Source organism: Sphingopyxis sp., assembly GCF_050725615.1.
GTDB lineage: Bacteria > Pseudomonadota > Alphaproteobacteria > Sphingomonadales > Sphingomonadaceae > Sphingopyxis.
In genome coordinates this window covers 18,871-32,598 of the sequence record NZ_JBOHHU010000001.1, presented here as the reverse complement: position 1 = coordinate 32,598, position 13,728 = coordinate 18,871, and the positions used below count along the sequence as shown (strand labels likewise).

Below are 13,728 nucleotides of genomic sequence, written 5' to 3'. Positions count from 1 at the left end.
TCCTTATTGCGTGCTGGTGTCGGGGGTGGTCGCGGTCGACGGGGTCGCCGCCTTGATGTCCTTGAGCAGCTGGGTCTGCGCTATGAGCTGGTCGGAAATCGTCTGAAGCGTCGTGTTCGTTTCGGTGATCCCGGCGAGGCTGGAGAATTGCGCCATCTGCGCGACCATCTGCTGGTTATCGACCGGGTTGAACGGGTCCTGCTGGCTGAGCTGCGCGGTCATCAGGCGCAGGAAATCGCTCTGCCCCATCTGGTTCGCGCTGCCCTTCGGCTGGAGTACGACGTTGCTGGTGTTGGTGACGCTGTTCACGGCCATCTTATTGTCCCATCCGCAGGGTTTCGTTGATCAGGCCCTTGGCGGTTTCGAGGACCTGGACGTTGTTCTGATATTGCCGTGCGGTCTCGACCATCTCGACCAGCTCGGCGGCGCTATCGACTGCGGCTTCCCAGACATTGCCGTCCTTGTCGGCCAGCGGGTTGTTGGGGTCGTGCCGTTTCGACGGCGCCATTTTCGTTTGCGTGACCTGGTCGACCGCGACCGTCGCGCGGCCGCTGTCGTCCATCACGGTGCGAAACACCGGCTTCATCGAGCGATAGGCGCCCGCTTCGCTGCCGGCGATCGTCCCCGCATTGGCGAGGTTCGACGCGGTGGTGTTGAGGCGGACGAGCTGCGCCGACATGGCGCGGCCGCTGATGTCGAAGACCGAGAGCGAGCCGTTCATCGTCATTCTCCCTTCAGCGCGCGGGTCAGCGTGTTGACGCGGCCCGAGAGGAACGAGAGGCTCGAACGATAAGCGAGCGCGTTTTCGGCGAAGGCGGTCTGCTCGGTCGCCATTTCGACGGTATTACCGTCGAGCGACGCCTGGACGGGAATGCGATATTCGATCGCCCCTTCCATCGAGCCACCCTGCTGCGCAAGGTCGAGCGCTTTCGAAAAATCGAGGTCGCGCGCCTTGTAATTGGGCGTCGCGGCGTTGGCGATGTTCGACGCGAGCAGCATCATCCGCTGGCTCCGAAGCTGGAGCGCGCTGGCGTGGATGCCGAAGAGCTTCTCTGATGCCATCGTACATATTCCTTCTTTCGGTGGTCGCTTCCGGCAGTGGCCGGCGCAGACGCGCGAAAAACACCAAGGCATAATGCAATCGGCGTGCCAAATGCCGAACGGAGACGGTTTTCCGCCATTTATCGGAGCCTCGAACAGGCATGGGACCGGGCCGTCGAAGCCCAGGTCAGATTTTTGACGGTCACCCCGCAAGCGCGCCCGAAAGCCGCAGCAAAGCGCGATTGGCACGCATCCTGCACTCCTGCGAGCGACCATTTTGGACCGAAGGAGATGGGACATGAAACGCAAGATCATTATCGGCATCGCCGCTTTCGCCGCCTGCATCCCCGCCGCATCGGCGCAGCAGGCGAGCGAGGACTGGCAGACGATCGACGTGCTCACCGCGATGGTGGCGAACGCGATGGGCCGCACCGCGACCCCGATCGACCGCCGCATCAAGCTGGCGCGCTGCCCCGAACAGGCATCGGTGACCGCCGTCGACAGCGCGACGCTCGCCGTGCGCTGCCCGTCGCTCGGTTGGCGCCTGCGCGTGCCGATGACCGCGCCCGCCGGCGCCAGCGCCGCAGGCGGCTTCGTCGCCAAACCCGCCGCAGCGGCCCCGGTCGTGCGCCGCGGCGACAATGTCCGCGTCACCATCGACACCGAAAGCTTCTCGATCAGCTATGCCGCGACCGCCACCCAGGACGGCCGCGTCGGCGACCTGATCGCGCTGCGCGGCAGCGACGCCAAAAGCGCGCTGAGCGCCGTCGTCACCGGCCCGGGCCGCGCCCGCCTGGTCGACTGACACAAGAATTTCAGCTCCTGGTTGGGGTCCCGAGCCCCACCCTTGGCCCGGTGGCTGTCGGTTTTCCGACGCCGCCGGGCCTTTTCTTTGGTTTTTTGACTTGTTCGCCTTAATCGCCCGATTTCGCGTCCGTTAGGTCCCTTCGAAGCGGCCGTCGTTTTTCTGACGGGCCCTAGGAAAGGAGGCGCATATGACGGGAGACGGCAAGATCGGGCTGCAGGTCGGCAACGTCGTGCGCATCGGCGCCGTGCGCCAGATCGCGAGCGCCACCGCCGAACCTGCGCCGACGCCGGCGCAGCACCGGACCGCAAGCGAACCGGTTCCGGTCGCCAGCCTCATCACCCTCGCCGCCGGCATCGCCAGCCAGCCCGCCCCGGTCGACGGCGCGCGCGTCGCCGCGATCCGCGGCGCGATCGCCGACGGCAGCTATGTCCTCGACCCCGCCGCCACCGCGCGCGCGATGCTGCAGTTTCACGGGCGCGGCGCCGACGCATGATGATGCAGATGGAAGAGGTGCAGGCGCAGCTCGACGCGCTGGTCGCGGCGCTCGACGGGCACGACGCCGGCGCGATCGTCGCGGCGACCGAGGCGCTCGCCACCGCGGTGATCCTGTTCCGCAGCACCTCCGTCCCGGCGGGCCGCGAGCAGCACGCACGGATGCTGATCGACCGGGTGTTGCGCAAGCTCGAGGCCGCCGCGATCCGGGTCAATGTCCTCAAGGACTGGACGCGTCAGCGGATTGACAGGACCCACCAGATCCGCGGGACCGCGCCGCAGGGCATCGCGCTAAGCTATTAATAACCATAGTCGAACCGGCCATTTCCTCGATATGGCACGATGATTGCTTTTGGTCTGCTGAATGCAGTGGAACCAACAGCCATGACGACGATCAACAGCAGTGCAGCCGGCATCGCCGCCTCCCCCGTGATGACGGCGGTGGCCGACGCATCGGGCCGCACCGGGGTCGATTTCGACTATCTGGTCGATGTCGCGCGCGTCGAAAGCGGGTTCAACCCGACCGCCAAAGCCCCGACCTCGTCGGCGCGCGGCCTGTATCAGTTCACCAAATCGACCTGGCTGGCGACGCTCGATCGTCACGGCGCCGACCATGGCCTCGGCTGGGCCGCCAATGCGATCGGGCGCGACGCCTCGGGCCGCCTTACCGTCACCGACCCGACGCTGCGCCAGCAGATTTTCGACCTGCGCGACGACCCCGCCGCTTCGGCGGCGATGGCCGCCGCCTTCACGTCGGACAACCGCGCCTATGTCGAAAGCCGCACCGGCCGCACCGCCGAACCGGTCGACCTGTATCTCGCGCATTTCCTCGGCTCGGGCGGCGCGGTGAAATTCCTGTCGGCCTGGGCCGCCGATCCCGATCAGGCCGGCGCGCCGATGATGCCCGATGCCGCCGCCGCCAACCGCTCGATCTTCTACGCCGCCGACGGCAGCATGCGCAGCCTCGGCGACATTCGCGAACGCTTCCGCGCCAAGCTCGAAGAGGGCGGCGAACCCGGCTTCTCCCCCGGCGCCTTTCCCGGCGGCACCGCCCCCAACCCCGGCTGGCGGATGCAGATGGCGAGCGCCAGCGGCACCCAGGGCGGGCGTCCGCCGCTTCCGATGATGGATATTCAACCCATGCCCAAGAAACTCTCGATGGGCTTCGCCGCCCAGGCCTATCAGCGGCTCGCGTCGCTCGGCGGTGCCGCATGAAGCTGAGCCTCAACGCCCGCGACGCCGGCCGTTTCGCCGGCGCCGCCGCGCTGCCGGTGGGGATGCTCATCCTCGTCGCGCTGATGGTGATCCCGGTGACACCGCTGATCCTCGACATCAGCTTCGTCGCCAATATCATGGTCAGCCTCGCAGTGCTGATGGTCGCGCTGTCGGCGGCCAAACCGCTCGATTTTTCGGCCTTTCCAACCGTGTTGCTGCTCACCACGCTGTTCCGGCTGGCGCTCAACGTCGCCTCGACGCGCGTCGTCCTCGTCCACGGCCATGAAGGAACGTCGGCGGCGGGACATGTGATCGAGGCGTTCGGCCAGGTGCTGATCGGCGGCGACTATGTCGTCGGGCTGTTCGTGTTCGTCGTGCTGATGATCATCAACATGGTCGTCATCACCAAGGGCGCGGGGCGCGTGTCCGAAGTGTCGGCGCGCTTCACCCTCGACGCCCTGCCCGGCAAGCAGATGGCGATCGACGCCGACCTCAATGCCGGCCTGCTCACTCCCGACGAAGCCAAGGCGCGGCGCCAGGAAGTCGCGACCGAGGCCGATTTCTACGGCTCGATGGATGGCGCCTCGAAATTCGTGAAGGGCGACGCCGTCGCCGGCCTGCTGATCCTGTTCGTCAATATCGTCGGCGGCCTCATCCTCGGCGTGTTCAGCCATGGCCTCAGCTTTTCCGAAGCCGGCAGCACCTATGTCACGCTGGCGATCGGCGACGCGCTCGTCGCGCAGATCCCGGCGCTGTTGCTGTCGATCGCCGCCGCCGCGATCGTCACCCGCGTCACCTCGCCCATGAACCTGTCCGACCAGATCGGCAGCCAGTTCGCGGCGCCGCATATCTGGTTCGCGGTCGGCGGCATCCTGACCATCCTCGGCCTCGTCCCGGCGATGCCGCAGATGCTGATCCTGCCCGCCGCAGCCTTGTCCTTCACGATCGGCTGGCAATTGCGCAAAGCGGCCGCAGCGGTCGCCGCCGCCCCCGAACCCGCCGCTCCGCCAGCCGACCCGCACCTGATCGAATGGGCCGATGTCAGCGACAGCAGCCCGGCGCAGCTCGAGATCGGCTATGCGCTGGTCAGCCTGGTCGACGAACGCAAGGGCGCGCCGCTGATGGGCCGGATCACCGGCATCCGCCGCCAGCTGTCGAAGGAACTCGGCTTCGTCGTCCCGGCGGTGAAGGTCAGCGACGATCTGTCGCTGCCCGGCAATGTCTATCGCATCTCGGTCGCCGGGGTGATCGTCGGCGAGGACGAGGTTTTCCCGAACGAATTGCTCGCGCTCGACTCCGGCGATCTGGTCACCAAGGTCGCGGGGCGGCCGTGCAAGGATCCGACCTTCGGGCTCGACGCCTTGTGGATTCCGCGCGCGTCGCAAAACGACGCCATCGCGGCGGGCTATACCGTCGTCGATCCGGCGACCGTCGTCGCAACCCACCTCAACAACAGCATCGTCGCGTCGGCCTCGGACCTGTTCGGCATCGACGATGCGCAGGCGCTGATCGACAATCTGAAGATCCACTATCCGCAGCTGACCGCCAGCCTGACCCCGGCTGGCTATGCGCTGCCGCGCATCGCCAGCCTGTGCAAGGCGTTGCTGATCGAGCGCATTCCGCTGCGCGACTTCCGCAAGATCGCCGAGGCGATGGTCGCCTTTGCCGGGCAGCAGCTCGGCGAAAGCGAGCTGATCGAGGCCGTGCGCCAGCGCATCGGGGCGCTGATCGTCCAGACGATCGTGCCGAGCCGCATGCCGCTGCCGGTCGTTACCTTCACCCCAGAGATCGAAATGCTGCTCAACCAGGCGGTGCGCGCCAATCCGGGCGCCGAATGGCCGTTCGAACATGGCATGGCGATGAAGATCGTCGGCCAGATCGGCCAGGCGGTCGAACCTTTGCTGCTGTCGACGCGCAGCTTCGCGCTGGTCGCCTCGCCGATCTGCCGCCCCGCGCTGTCGCGGCTCGTCCGCGCGACCTTCCCCGACGTCGCGGTCATTTCCTACCTCGAAATTCCCGCCACCAAGGCGACCGAGATCGTCGCGACGATCGGCGCCGACATGCCGCGACTGGCCGATGAAAGCGCCGATCAGATGAAGGATCATCACCATGAAAATTGAGCCTGCCGTGCAGTTCGCCGGCGCGGCGGCGCGCGCCGCATCGCCGCAGGGCTATGGCGCGAGCGCCGAGGAGCTGATCGACGAATATGCGCCGCTGGTACGCAAGATCGCCTGGCAGGTGTTTTCGCGGGTGTCGCGGACCAGCGACCTCGACGATCTGGTCCAGGTCGGCCTGATCGCGCTGATCGAGGCGAGCCGCCATTATGAGGAGCGCGGCTTCGCCTTCGCCACCTATGCCTCGACCCGCATCCGCGGCGCGATGATCGACCAGCTGCGCCGCGAGGCCGATGTCGGGCGATCGGCGATGGTGGCGGGCAAAAGGATCGGCAGCGTCCGCGCCACGCTCGAACAGCATCTGATGCGCGCGCCGACGACCGCCGAAATGGCCGAGGCGTTCGAGATGTCGGCGGAGGAATATTTCGCGCTCGAACGCAGCGCGACCCACGGCCGCTCGACCTCGCTCGACGCGATGATCGACGACGGCAGCTTCCTGCTCGCCGACGAGGCCGACGGCGCCGACGAGCGGTGCGAACAGGAGGATCTGCTCGAGGCGCTGGGCGCGTGCATCGCCAAATTGCCCGAGCGCGAGCAATTGGTGCTGCAGCTCTATTTCTTCGAAGAACTCAACCTGCAGGAAATCGGCCTGACGCTCGACGTCAGCGCGGCGCGGGTGTGCCAGATCAAGCGCGATGCGATGGCGAAGATCGACCGGATGCTGCGCGAGGTCACCGAACTGGATTGACCGGGCGCGACGGCCGGGGAGGCCAGCCGCCGCATCCCGGCCGGAGGGGACTCTATGGGGGATCCTACATCGCGTAGCGGCGACGGCTGCTCCACGCGTCGCCCATTTTTTCGAAATAGCGCGTCATGCGGTCTACGCCATGGTCGGTCAGCCGCACGATCGAACGGCGGCGATCCCGTTCGTCTGTGAAACGTTCGGCCAGGTCGAGCTGTTCGAGCAACGCGATCATCCGGAGGCCCGACGACAGCGGTACCCCGGCGCCGGTAGCCAGATCGCTCGCGCTGAGTTCGCGATCGTTGGTCTTGGCCAGCATCAGGTCGAGCAGCATGTCCCAGGTCGGCCCGGTCAGCTGGTTGCTGCCGAAATGCGATCGGCGCGTGCGGCGCATCTGGAGGCTGAAATTCAGCTGCTCGAGCAAGCCGGGAACCGGCGCGTCGATCCGGTCGGGCTGCGACCCGGCCGGGCCTGTCCCGCCCGCATTCGTCGCCAGCATTTCCTGGATCTGGTCGATCCGCGATTTGATTTCCGCAATTTCTACATTCGAAAATTGCTGCATTGGTCGGGACCCCCGGGGCGTCCGCTATGCGGTCGCCCTTACGTCACCTGTCCGTTTGGTCGATCCCGCCGCGTACATGATCACGAGCAGGATCGGATAGGATATATATATCGAAAGCAGCGAATAGGGACGCGCCAATATCTCCGAAAACATCAGCTTCTGCAGGTGTCCGAAAATCGCGATCAATTGCCAGCCGGTGATCCAGTAAGGCCAGAAACGCTCTGTTTTGAACGCGATGTACCAGAAACTTATCAAGACGATGAGGTCGATGACGAAGATATTGATTTCGATATTTGTCCATTCCGGAACGGGTGACACCAAAGTGGAGCAGACCGAAGCGATCAGCGCGGTATATGCCGCCCAGCGTTCGAGGTAACCGCCGCGCTTCATCGCGACGGCTACCGTGATCAACAAAACGCTGTAATAAATCGCAACGGCCCACATGTGGCTCTCGTCAACCTTCCCTTAAGCCTTACGACGCCTTAGCCAGCGGCATTTCCACGACGTCGGCACGCACCAGGTCGTTGCTGCCTTCGTCGAGCGACGCGCTGGCGGGCTTCACCCCGGCGCCGAACATCCGCGTGCCAAGCCCAACCTGCTTCTGCGTCACGGTGAGCGCGAGATGCGCGTCGGTGAGCAGCTGGCGGACTTCACCGGCGGCGGCCAGGGCGTGCGCGACCTTCGCCATCGCTTCCTGACCGACGATCGCCGACATATTGGTGTCGCGGCGGACGGTGGGCAGGGTCGCGGCGAGATTGGCGATGCGGATCATCACCTCGTCGATGGCGTCTTCGGCCTGGTGCAGTTCGGAAGCGATTTTTTTCGCGCCGGAAAGTCGTTGGTTCAGCATTTCTTGGTCCTTGTACTTGAGAATGCTACCGGTTCCCCCCCGCAGCATTCAATTCGAACATCAGGTCAACCGACCAAGTCCGACAAGGATCGAATAGAGAGCGGAGAAGGCCAAAATCGTCACAAATGCGATCAGAATTGGCCAGATAATCCTTTCCATCAACCCGTGCCGATTGATCGGCTGGGACGCGGTCGGGAATGGCAAACCGATTTTGAAGACCTGCCAGAGCGACCCGTGCCCCGGGTCGGCTTCGTCGTCGGCGGGATCATCGGCTAGGTGAAGCGATTGATATGTCAAAGGCTGATAAGGAGTAACATCGTCGAAGACACCGTTACGAGCCAATATCGTTGCGGCCTCCACTCTATTGGAAACATTAAGTTTTTTTAAGGACCTTCGCACACGCTCGTCGACCGTGTGCGGCGACACGTCCATCAGCCGGGCGATTTCCTTGGAATTTTTATGCTCAAAAACATGCCGCAACGTTTCGATTTGCGCGGCCGACAGCAGGCTGATGTAATTGTCAGGATCGCCTTGCACGGGTCGGGAATAGTACATCTCGAGTCTAAATCAAGCTGGCTAACTAGGTGTGAACGCTTGCAGGCAGGCCTGCGGCGAGCGCTCCGGGCGTTCGATCGCGCCGAACCCGTTTTCCAGCAAGATGGTCAATCGCTTCATTCTAGTCTCCGCGCGCTGTTGTGCCATCGGCGGAAGCCGACCCGTTTATCTTTGCCCCGCTGAATCACGAAGGGCGGCCGAACGCAAGCCCGATGTGACACCGGGTGTCCCGAGTTGCGCCGCCCGCACCGCGAGCAAAACCGCGCCGAGCGGCCCGGCATCCTGCTTCAACGTCGGTGGCACGACGATACACGACATGGCCGTAACGTCATAATCGCCAATGTAGGGCATTAACCATCCGGCGGCGCGTTCGGTTGCACGGGCCAGCAAATCGGGTTGGCCGAGCGCAACGCTGCCCCCGACGATGATGCGGTCGGGCGACAGGGTGAGCATCAGCGCGACGAGGAGTTCGGCCAGGTCCGACACCACCGCATCCCAGGCCGGATCGGCGGGATCGACGGTCGCCGGGTCGCGCCCGAAGCGCGCCCACAGCGCCGGGCCGCTCACCAGCCCCTCGATACAATCGCCGTGAAAGGCGCAGGCCCCCGCAAAGCCGTCGCCCCCGGCGCGGCGCAGCCGCACATGGCCGATTTCGGGGTGAAGGCGGCCGACCACCGGACATCCGTCCACGATCACCCCGCCCCCGATCCCGGTTCCGATCGTCAGATAGACGATGGTGTTGCAATCGCGCCCCGCGCCGAGCGCAGCCTCGGCGATCCCGGCGCCATTGACATCGGTATCGAGCCCGATCGGACAACCGAACCGCGCCGCAAAAGCGCCGACGACCGGCGCACCCGACCAGCCGGGCTTGGTGGTGTGGAGCATGATGCCATAGTCGGGTGCCGCCCGATCGACGCGGATCGGACCAAAGCTGGCGATGCCGATCGCCGACAGCGGCGCCTGCGCGTTCCAATCGGCAAGCCGATCGACCGCCGCGCCCAGCGTTTCATCGGGGGTCGTCGTCGCCAGGCTATGCTGCGCGACGATATCGAGCCCGTCGGCGAGCGTGACGATCACCTTGGTCCCGCCCAACTCCACTCCCGCGAAGCGGCCAACCGGGGCGGGCGCGGCGGTCATCAGCCCGCGTCGCGCAGCCGTTCGCCGATCGAATTGGCGAAATGCTGCTCCATGGCGATCCGCGCCCGTGCCGGCTCGCGCGCCGCGATCGCGGCGGCGACTTCGCGGTGGAGCGTCAGCGTCTCTTCGCGTTCCTCGGGCGTCGTGCGCTCCTGCCAGGCGCGCGGGATGGCGAGCGCCATCAGTTCCTCGAACGAGCGGACGATCTGGTAGAAGAGCGGATTGCCGCTCGCGGCCGCGATCGTCTGGTGGAAGGCGGTGTCGGCGGCGGTGCGCGCCGCCTCGTCATGGTCGACCGCCAGGCCGTGCGCGGCGGTCAGGATCGCCCGCGCCTGCTCGTCGCTGCGGTTCAGCGCCGCCAGTTCGGCGGTGCGCAGCTCGAGCGTGCGGCGGACATCCCAGACATCGGCCAGGCTCACCTGCGCGGTGTTGACCGCATGGCCCATCGACGCCGCCATCACCGATCCGTCCATGGCACCGACCCGCGGTTTGCGGCCGTTGCCGACATCGACGAGGCGCAGCGCCGCGAGCGCGCCGAACGCCTCGCGCATCACCGGGCGGCTGACCCCCATCTGCGTCGCAAAGCTCCCTTCGCCGGGCAGCGTGTCGCCGACCTTGAGGTCGTTGGTGCGGATATGGTCGCGCACAAATTCCATCGCGCGCTCGACGAGCGAGCCGCCCGCCGCCGGATCGATCATGCCGCTCATGCGGCGACGCCAACGCGGCGCATCGCGGTCGGCGCCATGCCGAACCGGCGCGAGAAGGCGCGGGTGAAGCTCGCATTGTTGAGATAGCCGCAGCGATAGCCGATGCTCGCCACCGGCAGGTCGCTCGCCGCGAGCATCTGCCGCGCCTGGCGCAAGCGCCGCTCGCTCAGCGCCTCGGCGACGGTGCAATGATATAGCTCGCGAAAGCCGCGCGTCAGCTTGTCGCGGTTGATGCCGCAACTGCGCGCAATATCGTCGAGCGTCAGCTTTTCGTGCCAGCGTTCGTCGACGATCCGCCGCGCGGCGGCAATGCGCGCGATGTCGCTTTCGCACAGGCTCGGCTGGCCATCGACCGGCACCATGCGCCCGGCCGCCAAGGCGGCGAAGAATTGGCAGAGCAGTTCGATCGAGCGCGCCAGGCGCAGCGTGTCGATCGCCGGCGCGTCGATGTCGGGCGACACGATCGACTGGCCCAGCGCGCGCAGGTCCGACGGCAGATACCAGCGCGCGGCGGGATCGGGCAGTTCGCCGAACAGGCGGCGGCACGCGCCGCGCGACACCGCGAAGATCAGGAGATGATCGCCCGCAGCACTTTCGAGGTCGCGAAAAGCCAGCGTGCTGACCACGGGTTCCTGCACCCCCCCGAAACCGAGGATGATCGCGTCGGGCGGCAGCAGGCGGCGATCGCAACCCCCTTCCCCGACAAAACTCGTCATCTCATGCGAAACGATAACCGGATGCTTGGTGGCCATGGCTTTTCTCCCACAGCGACCCTATACCTATCTGACAGCTTTCGCAAGACCTATCTGATAGGTTCCGGAGCGCGGCGCATCGCGAGCCAGAAGGCCACGAACGACAAGGCGCTGACGATGACGCCGACCAGCGCCAGCGCCTCGGCGAGCATCGCCTCGCCGCCCATCATCGCGCTGACCCGGGTGACGATCCACGGCGCGAGGCCGAAGCCGATCAACCCCGCGACCGCGATAAAGGCGCCGATGCACAGCCCGCGCAATTCGTTCGGGATATAGACGGTGAGCGCGACCGAGACGACGAGCCCGGTGACCGCGCCGGCCGCCGAGATGATGCCGAGCATGACGGCGACGCCGGTGACGCTCGGCATGATCGGGAACAGCGCGGCCGGCACGCCGATCCCCGCCGCGATCACCGCGCCGAGCAGCAAGCCGCCGCGCCGCCCGCTTTTCTGGCCCCAGTCGGCCGACAGCCCGCCGATAATCGCCCCCGCGACCCCGGTGCCGAACAGCAAGGCGCCGACCCAGCCCGAGAATTGCTGCGGCGTCAGGTCGAAATCGCGCGACAGGACGGGCGCGATCCACACCGTCGCCGCGACATCGGCCATCACCACGGCCACCTGTCCGGCGAACAGCGGGATCAGGAAGGCGCGGCGCGACCAGAGTTCGCGCACGACAACGCGAAATGGCGCGTCGGGGCTCGCCTCGACCTCGCGCCGTTCGGGTTCGCGCAGGAACAGCAGGGGCAGGAGCAGCAGGGCGCTGATCGCGGCGAGCGCGACATGCGCGCTGCGCCAGGGCGCCATATCCTGAAACCATCCGGGCCCGGTGAAATCGGCGAAGAAGCCGAACAGCCAGCCGGTGAGGGCAAAGCCGAGCGCGACCCCGAGCGCCTTGCCCAGATTGACGATCAGCATCGCCCTGCCCCGCTGGTCGGCCGCGCAATAATCGGCGCACAGCGACAAGGCGGCGGTGAGCGATCCGGTCGAGCCGATGCCGGTGAGCATCCGCGCCGCCGTCAGCAGCGCCGCATTGGGCGCAAAGGCGGTCAGCAAGGTTCCGAGCGTCCACAGCACCCCCAGCCCGAGCGTCAGCCTTACGCGGTTGCGCCGATCGACGAGGATCCCGACCGGGATCGAGAACAGCACCATCGGCACCGCGGCGCCCAGCCCCTGGATCAGCGCCAGATGGTCATCGCTGAGCCCCATTTCGGCCTTCGCCGCTTCCTGGATCGTCCCGAAGCTGCCGAGCGCGGTGAAAGCCACCGTCGTCACCAGCGCGAGCAGCAGCAAGGGCGCCGCCGCCGCGGAGAGCCGCGCGGACGGAGCGAGCGGTTCGGCCTTCGTCGCCATCAGAGCGCGAAGATCTTGCCGGGGTTGAGCAAATTCTGCGGATCGAAGGCGCGCTTGATCCGCTTCATCTGCTCGACCGCCTCGCCCAGTTCGGCGACCAGCCAGTCCTGCTTGCCGATGCCGATGCCATGTTCGCCGGTGCAGGTGCCGTCCATCGCCAACGCGCGCTCGACGAGCCTGGCATTGATGGCCTCCACCTCCTTCATTTCCTCGGGAGCATCGGGGTCGATCGAAAAGACGACATGGAAATTGCCGTCGCCGACATGGCCGAGGATTGTCGCAGGGATGGTCGACGCCTCCAGGTCGACATGCGTTTCGCCGATGCATTCGGCGAGGCGGCTCATCGGCACGCAGACATCGGTCGCCCAGCCGATCGCGCCGGCGCGCATGTTGACCGCCGCATAATAGGCCTCGTGGCGCGCGCGCCAGAGCTTCGAGCGTTCCTCGGGCAGGTTCGACCAGTGGAACGCGCTGCCGTCATTGGCTTCGGCGAGCATCTTCACTGTCTCGACCTGTTCGGCGACGTTCGCGGCGCTGCCGTGGAACTCAAAGAACAGCGTCGGCGCTTCAGGATAATCGAGCTTCGACCAGCGGTTGACCGCCGCCATCTGCTTGGCGTCGAGGATCTCGACGCGCGCCAGCGGCACTGCGCACTGGATCGACTGGACCACCGTGTCGACCGCGCCGGCCAGCGTATCGAAGCTGCACACCGCCGCCGAAATCGTGTCGGGCACCGGATGCAGCCGCAGCGTCACCTCGGTGATGATACCGAGCGTGCCTTCGGAGCCGACATAAAGCCGGGTCAGATCATATCCCGCCGCCGACTTGCGCGCGCGGCGCGCGGTGCGGATGACCTTGCCCTGCGGCGTCACCACTTCGAGGCTGAGCACCGCGTCCTTCATCGTGCCGTAACGCACCGCATTGGTTCCCGACGCGCGGGTCGACGCCATGCCGCCGATCGTCGCATTGGCGCCCGGATCGATCGGGAAGAACAGCCCCTGATCGCGCAGATGCATGTTGAGTTCCTCGCGGCGCACCCCGGGCTGGACGACGCAGTCGAAATCCTCGGCATGCACCGCGATCACCCGGTCCATCCGGCTCATGTCGAGCGAGATGCCGCCGTGGATGGCGAGCGCATTGCCCTCGATCGATGTCCCCGCGCCAAAGGGCACGATCGGCACATCGGCGGCCGAGCACAGGGTCACCAGCGCGACGACATCGTCGGTCGACAGCGCGAACACCACCGCGTCGGGCAGCACCGGCGCGAAATGGCTCTCGCTGGCGCCATGCTGCCCGAGCACCGCCTGGCTACGCTCGAAGCGGTCCCCGAACCTTTGTTCGAGCGCTCCGACCAGATCGGCGGGGAGCGGTTTGCGCGCGCCCGCATAGGCCGTCCCCGCCACG

18 protein-coding genes are annotated in these 13,728 nt (G+C 66.3%); 6 read left to right on the top strand and 12 right to left on the bottom strand.

From position 1 onward, the window contains the following. Nucleotides 1–3: 3 nt before the first annotated feature. The 3 genes from ACREB7_RS00155 to ACREB7_RS00145 are packed head-to-tail and all read right to left on the bottom strand — an operon-like array spanning nucleotide 4 to nucleotide 1,062. Complete coding sequence (locus tag ACREB7_RS00155) at nucleotides 4–315, bottom strand: flagellar hook assembly protein FlgD (protein ID WP_431590279.1); 312 nt, start codon at nucleotides 313–315, stop codon at nucleotides 4–6. Nucleotide 316: 1 nt separating this feature from the next. After that, complete coding sequence (flgC, locus tag ACREB7_RS00150) at nucleotides 317–727, bottom strand: flagellar basal body rod protein FlgC (protein WP_431590278.1); 411 nt, start codon at nucleotides 725–727, stop codon at nucleotides 317–319. Beyond that, on the bottom strand, nucleotides 724–1,062 hold the full coding sequence (locus ACREB7_RS00145) for a flagellar basal body rod protein FlgB (protein WP_431590277.1): 339 nt from the start codon (nucleotides 1,060–1,062) through the stop codon (nucleotides 724–726). Before ACREB7_RS00145 ends, flgC begins: the two co-directional genes overlap by 4 nt. Nucleotides 1,063–1,339: 277 nt before the next feature. On the opposite strand from ACREB7_RS00145, the gene ACREB7_RS00140 reads away from it, so the two are divergent. The 6 genes from ACREB7_RS00140 to ACREB7_RS00115 all read left to right on the top strand — a co-directional run bounded on the left by ACREB7_RS00140 (nucleotide 1,340) and on the right by ACREB7_RS00115 (nucleotide 6,418). Further along, nucleotides 1,340–1,846: a flagella basal body P-ring formation protein FlgA gene (locus ACREB7_RS00140; RefSeq protein ID WP_431590276.1), complete on the top strand. Its 507-nt coding sequence runs from the start codon at nucleotides 1,340–1,342 to the stop codon at nucleotides 1,844–1,846. Nucleotides 1,847–2,036: 190 nt separating this feature from the next. Beyond that, the gene (gene flgM, locus ACREB7_RS00135; protein ID WP_431590275.1) at nucleotides 2,037–2,342 is read left to right on the top strand and encodes a flagellar biosynthesis anti-sigma factor FlgM; all 306 of its coding nucleotides are present in this window, start codon (nucleotides 2,037–2,039) and stop codon (nucleotides 2,340–2,342) included. After that, nucleotides 2,339–2,644, top strand: a complete 306-nt coding sequence (locus ACREB7_RS00130) for a hypothetical protein (protein WP_431590274.1) — start codon at nucleotides 2,339–2,341, stop codon at nucleotides 2,642–2,644. Before flgM ends, ACREB7_RS00130 begins: the two co-directional genes overlap by 4 nt. An 81-nt stretch (nucleotides 2,645–2,725) precedes the next feature. Further along, nucleotides 2,726–3,556 carry a transglycosylase SLT domain-containing protein gene (locus tag ACREB7_RS00125; protein WP_431590273.1) on the top strand — a complete coding sequence of 277 codons (831 nt, stop codon included), beginning with the start codon at nucleotides 2,726–2,728 and terminating at the stop codon, nucleotides 3,554–3,556. Then, nucleotides 3,553–5,676, top strand: coding sequence for a flagellar biosynthesis protein FlhA (flhA, locus tag ACREB7_RS00120; protein ID WP_431590272.1), 2,124 nt, complete (start codon nucleotides 3,553–3,555; stop codon nucleotides 5,674–5,676). The genes ACREB7_RS00125 and flhA overlap by 4 nt, the downstream gene beginning before the upstream one ends. Beyond that, a complete protein-coding gene (locus ACREB7_RS00115) occupies nucleotides 5,666–6,418 on the top strand; it encodes a sigma-70 family RNA polymerase sigma factor (protein ID WP_431590271.1) in 753 nt (250 codons plus the stop codon). The genes flhA and ACREB7_RS00115 overlap by 11 nt, the downstream gene beginning before the upstream one ends. Before the next feature lie 64 nt (nucleotides 6,419–6,482). Here the strand turns inward: ACREB7_RS00115 and ACREB7_RS00110 are convergent, their stop codons facing one another. From ACREB7_RS00110 to ACREB7_RS00070, 9 genes are all read right to left on the bottom strand, one after another. Continuing rightward, nucleotides 6,483–6,974: a MarR family winged helix-turn-helix transcriptional regulator gene (locus ACREB7_RS00110; RefSeq protein ID WP_431590270.1), complete on the bottom strand. Its 492-nt coding sequence runs from the start codon at nucleotides 6,972–6,974 to the stop codon at nucleotides 6,483–6,485. Nucleotides 6,975–6,998: 24 nt separating this feature from the next. Then, on the bottom strand, nucleotides 6,999–7,418 hold the full coding sequence (locus ACREB7_RS00105; protein WP_431590269.1) for a hypothetical protein: 420 nt from the start codon (nucleotides 7,416–7,418) through the stop codon (nucleotides 6,999–7,001). A gap of 28 nt (nucleotides 7,419–7,446) precedes the next feature. Then, entirely contained in the window at nucleotides 7,447–7,824 is a 378-nt protein-coding gene (locus ACREB7_RS00100) for a hypothetical protein (RefSeq protein WP_431590268.1), read from the bottom strand. 60 nt (nucleotides 7,825–7,884) lie between these two features. Continuing rightward, nucleotides 7,885–8,379, bottom strand: a complete 495-nt coding sequence (locus tag ACREB7_RS00095) for a response regulator transcription factor (RefSeq protein WP_431590267.1) — start codon at nucleotides 8,377–8,379, stop codon at nucleotides 7,885–7,887. A 165-nt stretch (nucleotides 8,380–8,544) separates the two neighbouring features. Continuing rightward, complete coding sequence (locus ACREB7_RS00090; protein ID WP_431590266.1) at nucleotides 8,545–9,516, bottom strand: ROK family protein; 972 nt, start codon at nucleotides 9,514–9,516, stop codon at nucleotides 8,545–8,547. Further along, nucleotides 9,516–10,223 (bottom strand): FadR/GntR family transcriptional regulator, encoded by a 708-nt coding sequence (locus ACREB7_RS00085; RefSeq protein WP_431590265.1) that lies wholly within the window; start codon nucleotides 10,221–10,223, stop codon nucleotides 9,516–9,518. The genes ACREB7_RS00090 and ACREB7_RS00085 overlap by 1 nt, the downstream gene beginning before the upstream one ends. After that, nucleotides 10,220–10,975, bottom strand: a complete 756-nt coding sequence (locus ACREB7_RS00080) for a helix-turn-helix transcriptional regulator (RefSeq protein ID WP_431590264.1) — start codon at nucleotides 10,973–10,975, stop codon at nucleotides 10,220–10,222. Before ACREB7_RS00080 ends, ACREB7_RS00085 begins: the two co-directional genes overlap by 4 nt. 50 nt (nucleotides 10,976–11,025) lie before the next feature. Beyond that, nucleotides 11,026–12,324: an MFS transporter gene (locus ACREB7_RS00075; protein ID WP_431590263.1), complete on the bottom strand. Its 1,299-nt coding sequence runs from the start codon at nucleotides 12,322–12,324 to the stop codon at nucleotides 11,026–11,028. After that, nucleotides 12,324–13,727 (bottom strand): FAD-linked oxidase C-terminal domain-containing protein, encoded by a 1,404-nt coding sequence (locus ACREB7_RS00070; protein ID WP_431590262.1) that lies wholly within the window; start codon nucleotides 13,725–13,727, stop codon nucleotides 12,324–12,326. Before ACREB7_RS00070 ends, ACREB7_RS00075 begins: the two co-directional genes overlap by 1 nt. Nucleotide 13,728: the final 1 nt, after the last annotated feature.

What these genes read in the sequence shown, in the direction of transcription:
- ACREB7_RS00155 (WP_431590279.1), bottom strand. Translation starts at nt 315, where the DNA reads ATGGCCGTGAACAGCGTCACCAACACCAGCAACGTCGTACTCCAGCCG.
- ACREB7_RS00105 (WP_431590269.1), bottom strand. Translation starts at nt 7,418, where the DNA reads ATGTGGGCCGTTGCGATTTATTACAGCGTTTTGTTGATCACGGTAGCC.
- ACREB7_RS00145 (WP_431590277.1), bottom strand. Translation starts at nt 1,062, where the DNA reads ATGGCATCAGAGAAGCTCTTCGGCATCCACGCCAGCGCGCTCCAGCTT.
- ACREB7_RS00130 (WP_431590274.1), top strand. Translation starts at nt 2,339, where the DNA reads ATGATGATGCAGATGGAAGAGGTGCAGGCGCAGCTCGACGCGCTGGTC.
- flgC (WP_431590278.1), bottom strand. Translation starts at nt 727, where the DNA reads ATGACGATGAACGGCTCGCTCTCGGTCTTCGACATCAGCGGCCGCGCC.
- ACREB7_RS00110 (WP_431590270.1), bottom strand. Translation starts at nt 6,974, where the DNA reads ATGCAGCAATTTTCGAATGTAGAAATTGCGGAAATCAAATCGCGGATC.
- ACREB7_RS00095 (WP_431590267.1), bottom strand. Translation starts at nt 8,379, where the DNA reads ATGTACTATTCCCGACCCGTGCAAGGCGATCCTGACAATTACATCAGC.
- ACREB7_RS00140 (WP_431590276.1), top strand. Translation starts at nt 1,340, where the DNA reads ATGAAACGCAAGATCATTATCGGCATCGCCGCTTTCGCCGCCTGCATC.
- ACREB7_RS00085 (WP_431590265.1), bottom strand. Translation starts at nt 10,223, where the DNA reads ATGAGCGGCATGATCGATCCGGCGGCGGGCGGCTCGCTCGTCGAGCGC.
- ACREB7_RS00100 (WP_431590268.1), bottom strand. Translation starts at nt 7,824, where the DNA reads ATGCTGAACCAACGACTTTCCGGCGCGAAAAAAATCGCTTCCGAACTG.
- flgM (WP_431590275.1), top strand. Translation starts at nt 2,037, where the DNA reads ATGACGGGAGACGGCAAGATCGGGCTGCAGGTCGGCAACGTCGTGCGC.
- flhA (WP_431590272.1), top strand. Translation starts at nt 3,553, where the DNA reads ATGAAGCTGAGCCTCAACGCCCGCGACGCCGGCCGTTTCGCCGGCGCC.
- ACREB7_RS00080 (WP_431590264.1), bottom strand. Translation starts at nt 10,975, where the DNA reads ATGGCCACCAAGCATCCGGTTATCGTTTCGCATGAGATGACGAGTTTT.
- ACREB7_RS00075 (WP_431590263.1), bottom strand. Translation starts at nt 12,324, where the DNA reads ATGGCGACGAAGGCCGAACCGCTCGCTCCGTCCGCGCGGCTCTCCGCG.
- ACREB7_RS00125 (WP_431590273.1), top strand. Translation starts at nt 2,726, where the DNA reads ATGACGACGATCAACAGCAGTGCAGCCGGCATCGCCGCCTCCCCCGTG.
- ACREB7_RS00115 (WP_431590271.1), top strand. Translation starts at nt 5,666, where the DNA reads ATGAAAATTGAGCCTGCCGTGCAGTTCGCCGGCGCGGCGGCGCGCGCC.
- ACREB7_RS00090 (WP_431590266.1), bottom strand. Translation starts at nt 9,516, where the DNA reads ATGACCGCCGCGCCCGCCCCGGTTGGCCGCTTCGCGGGAGTGGAGTTG.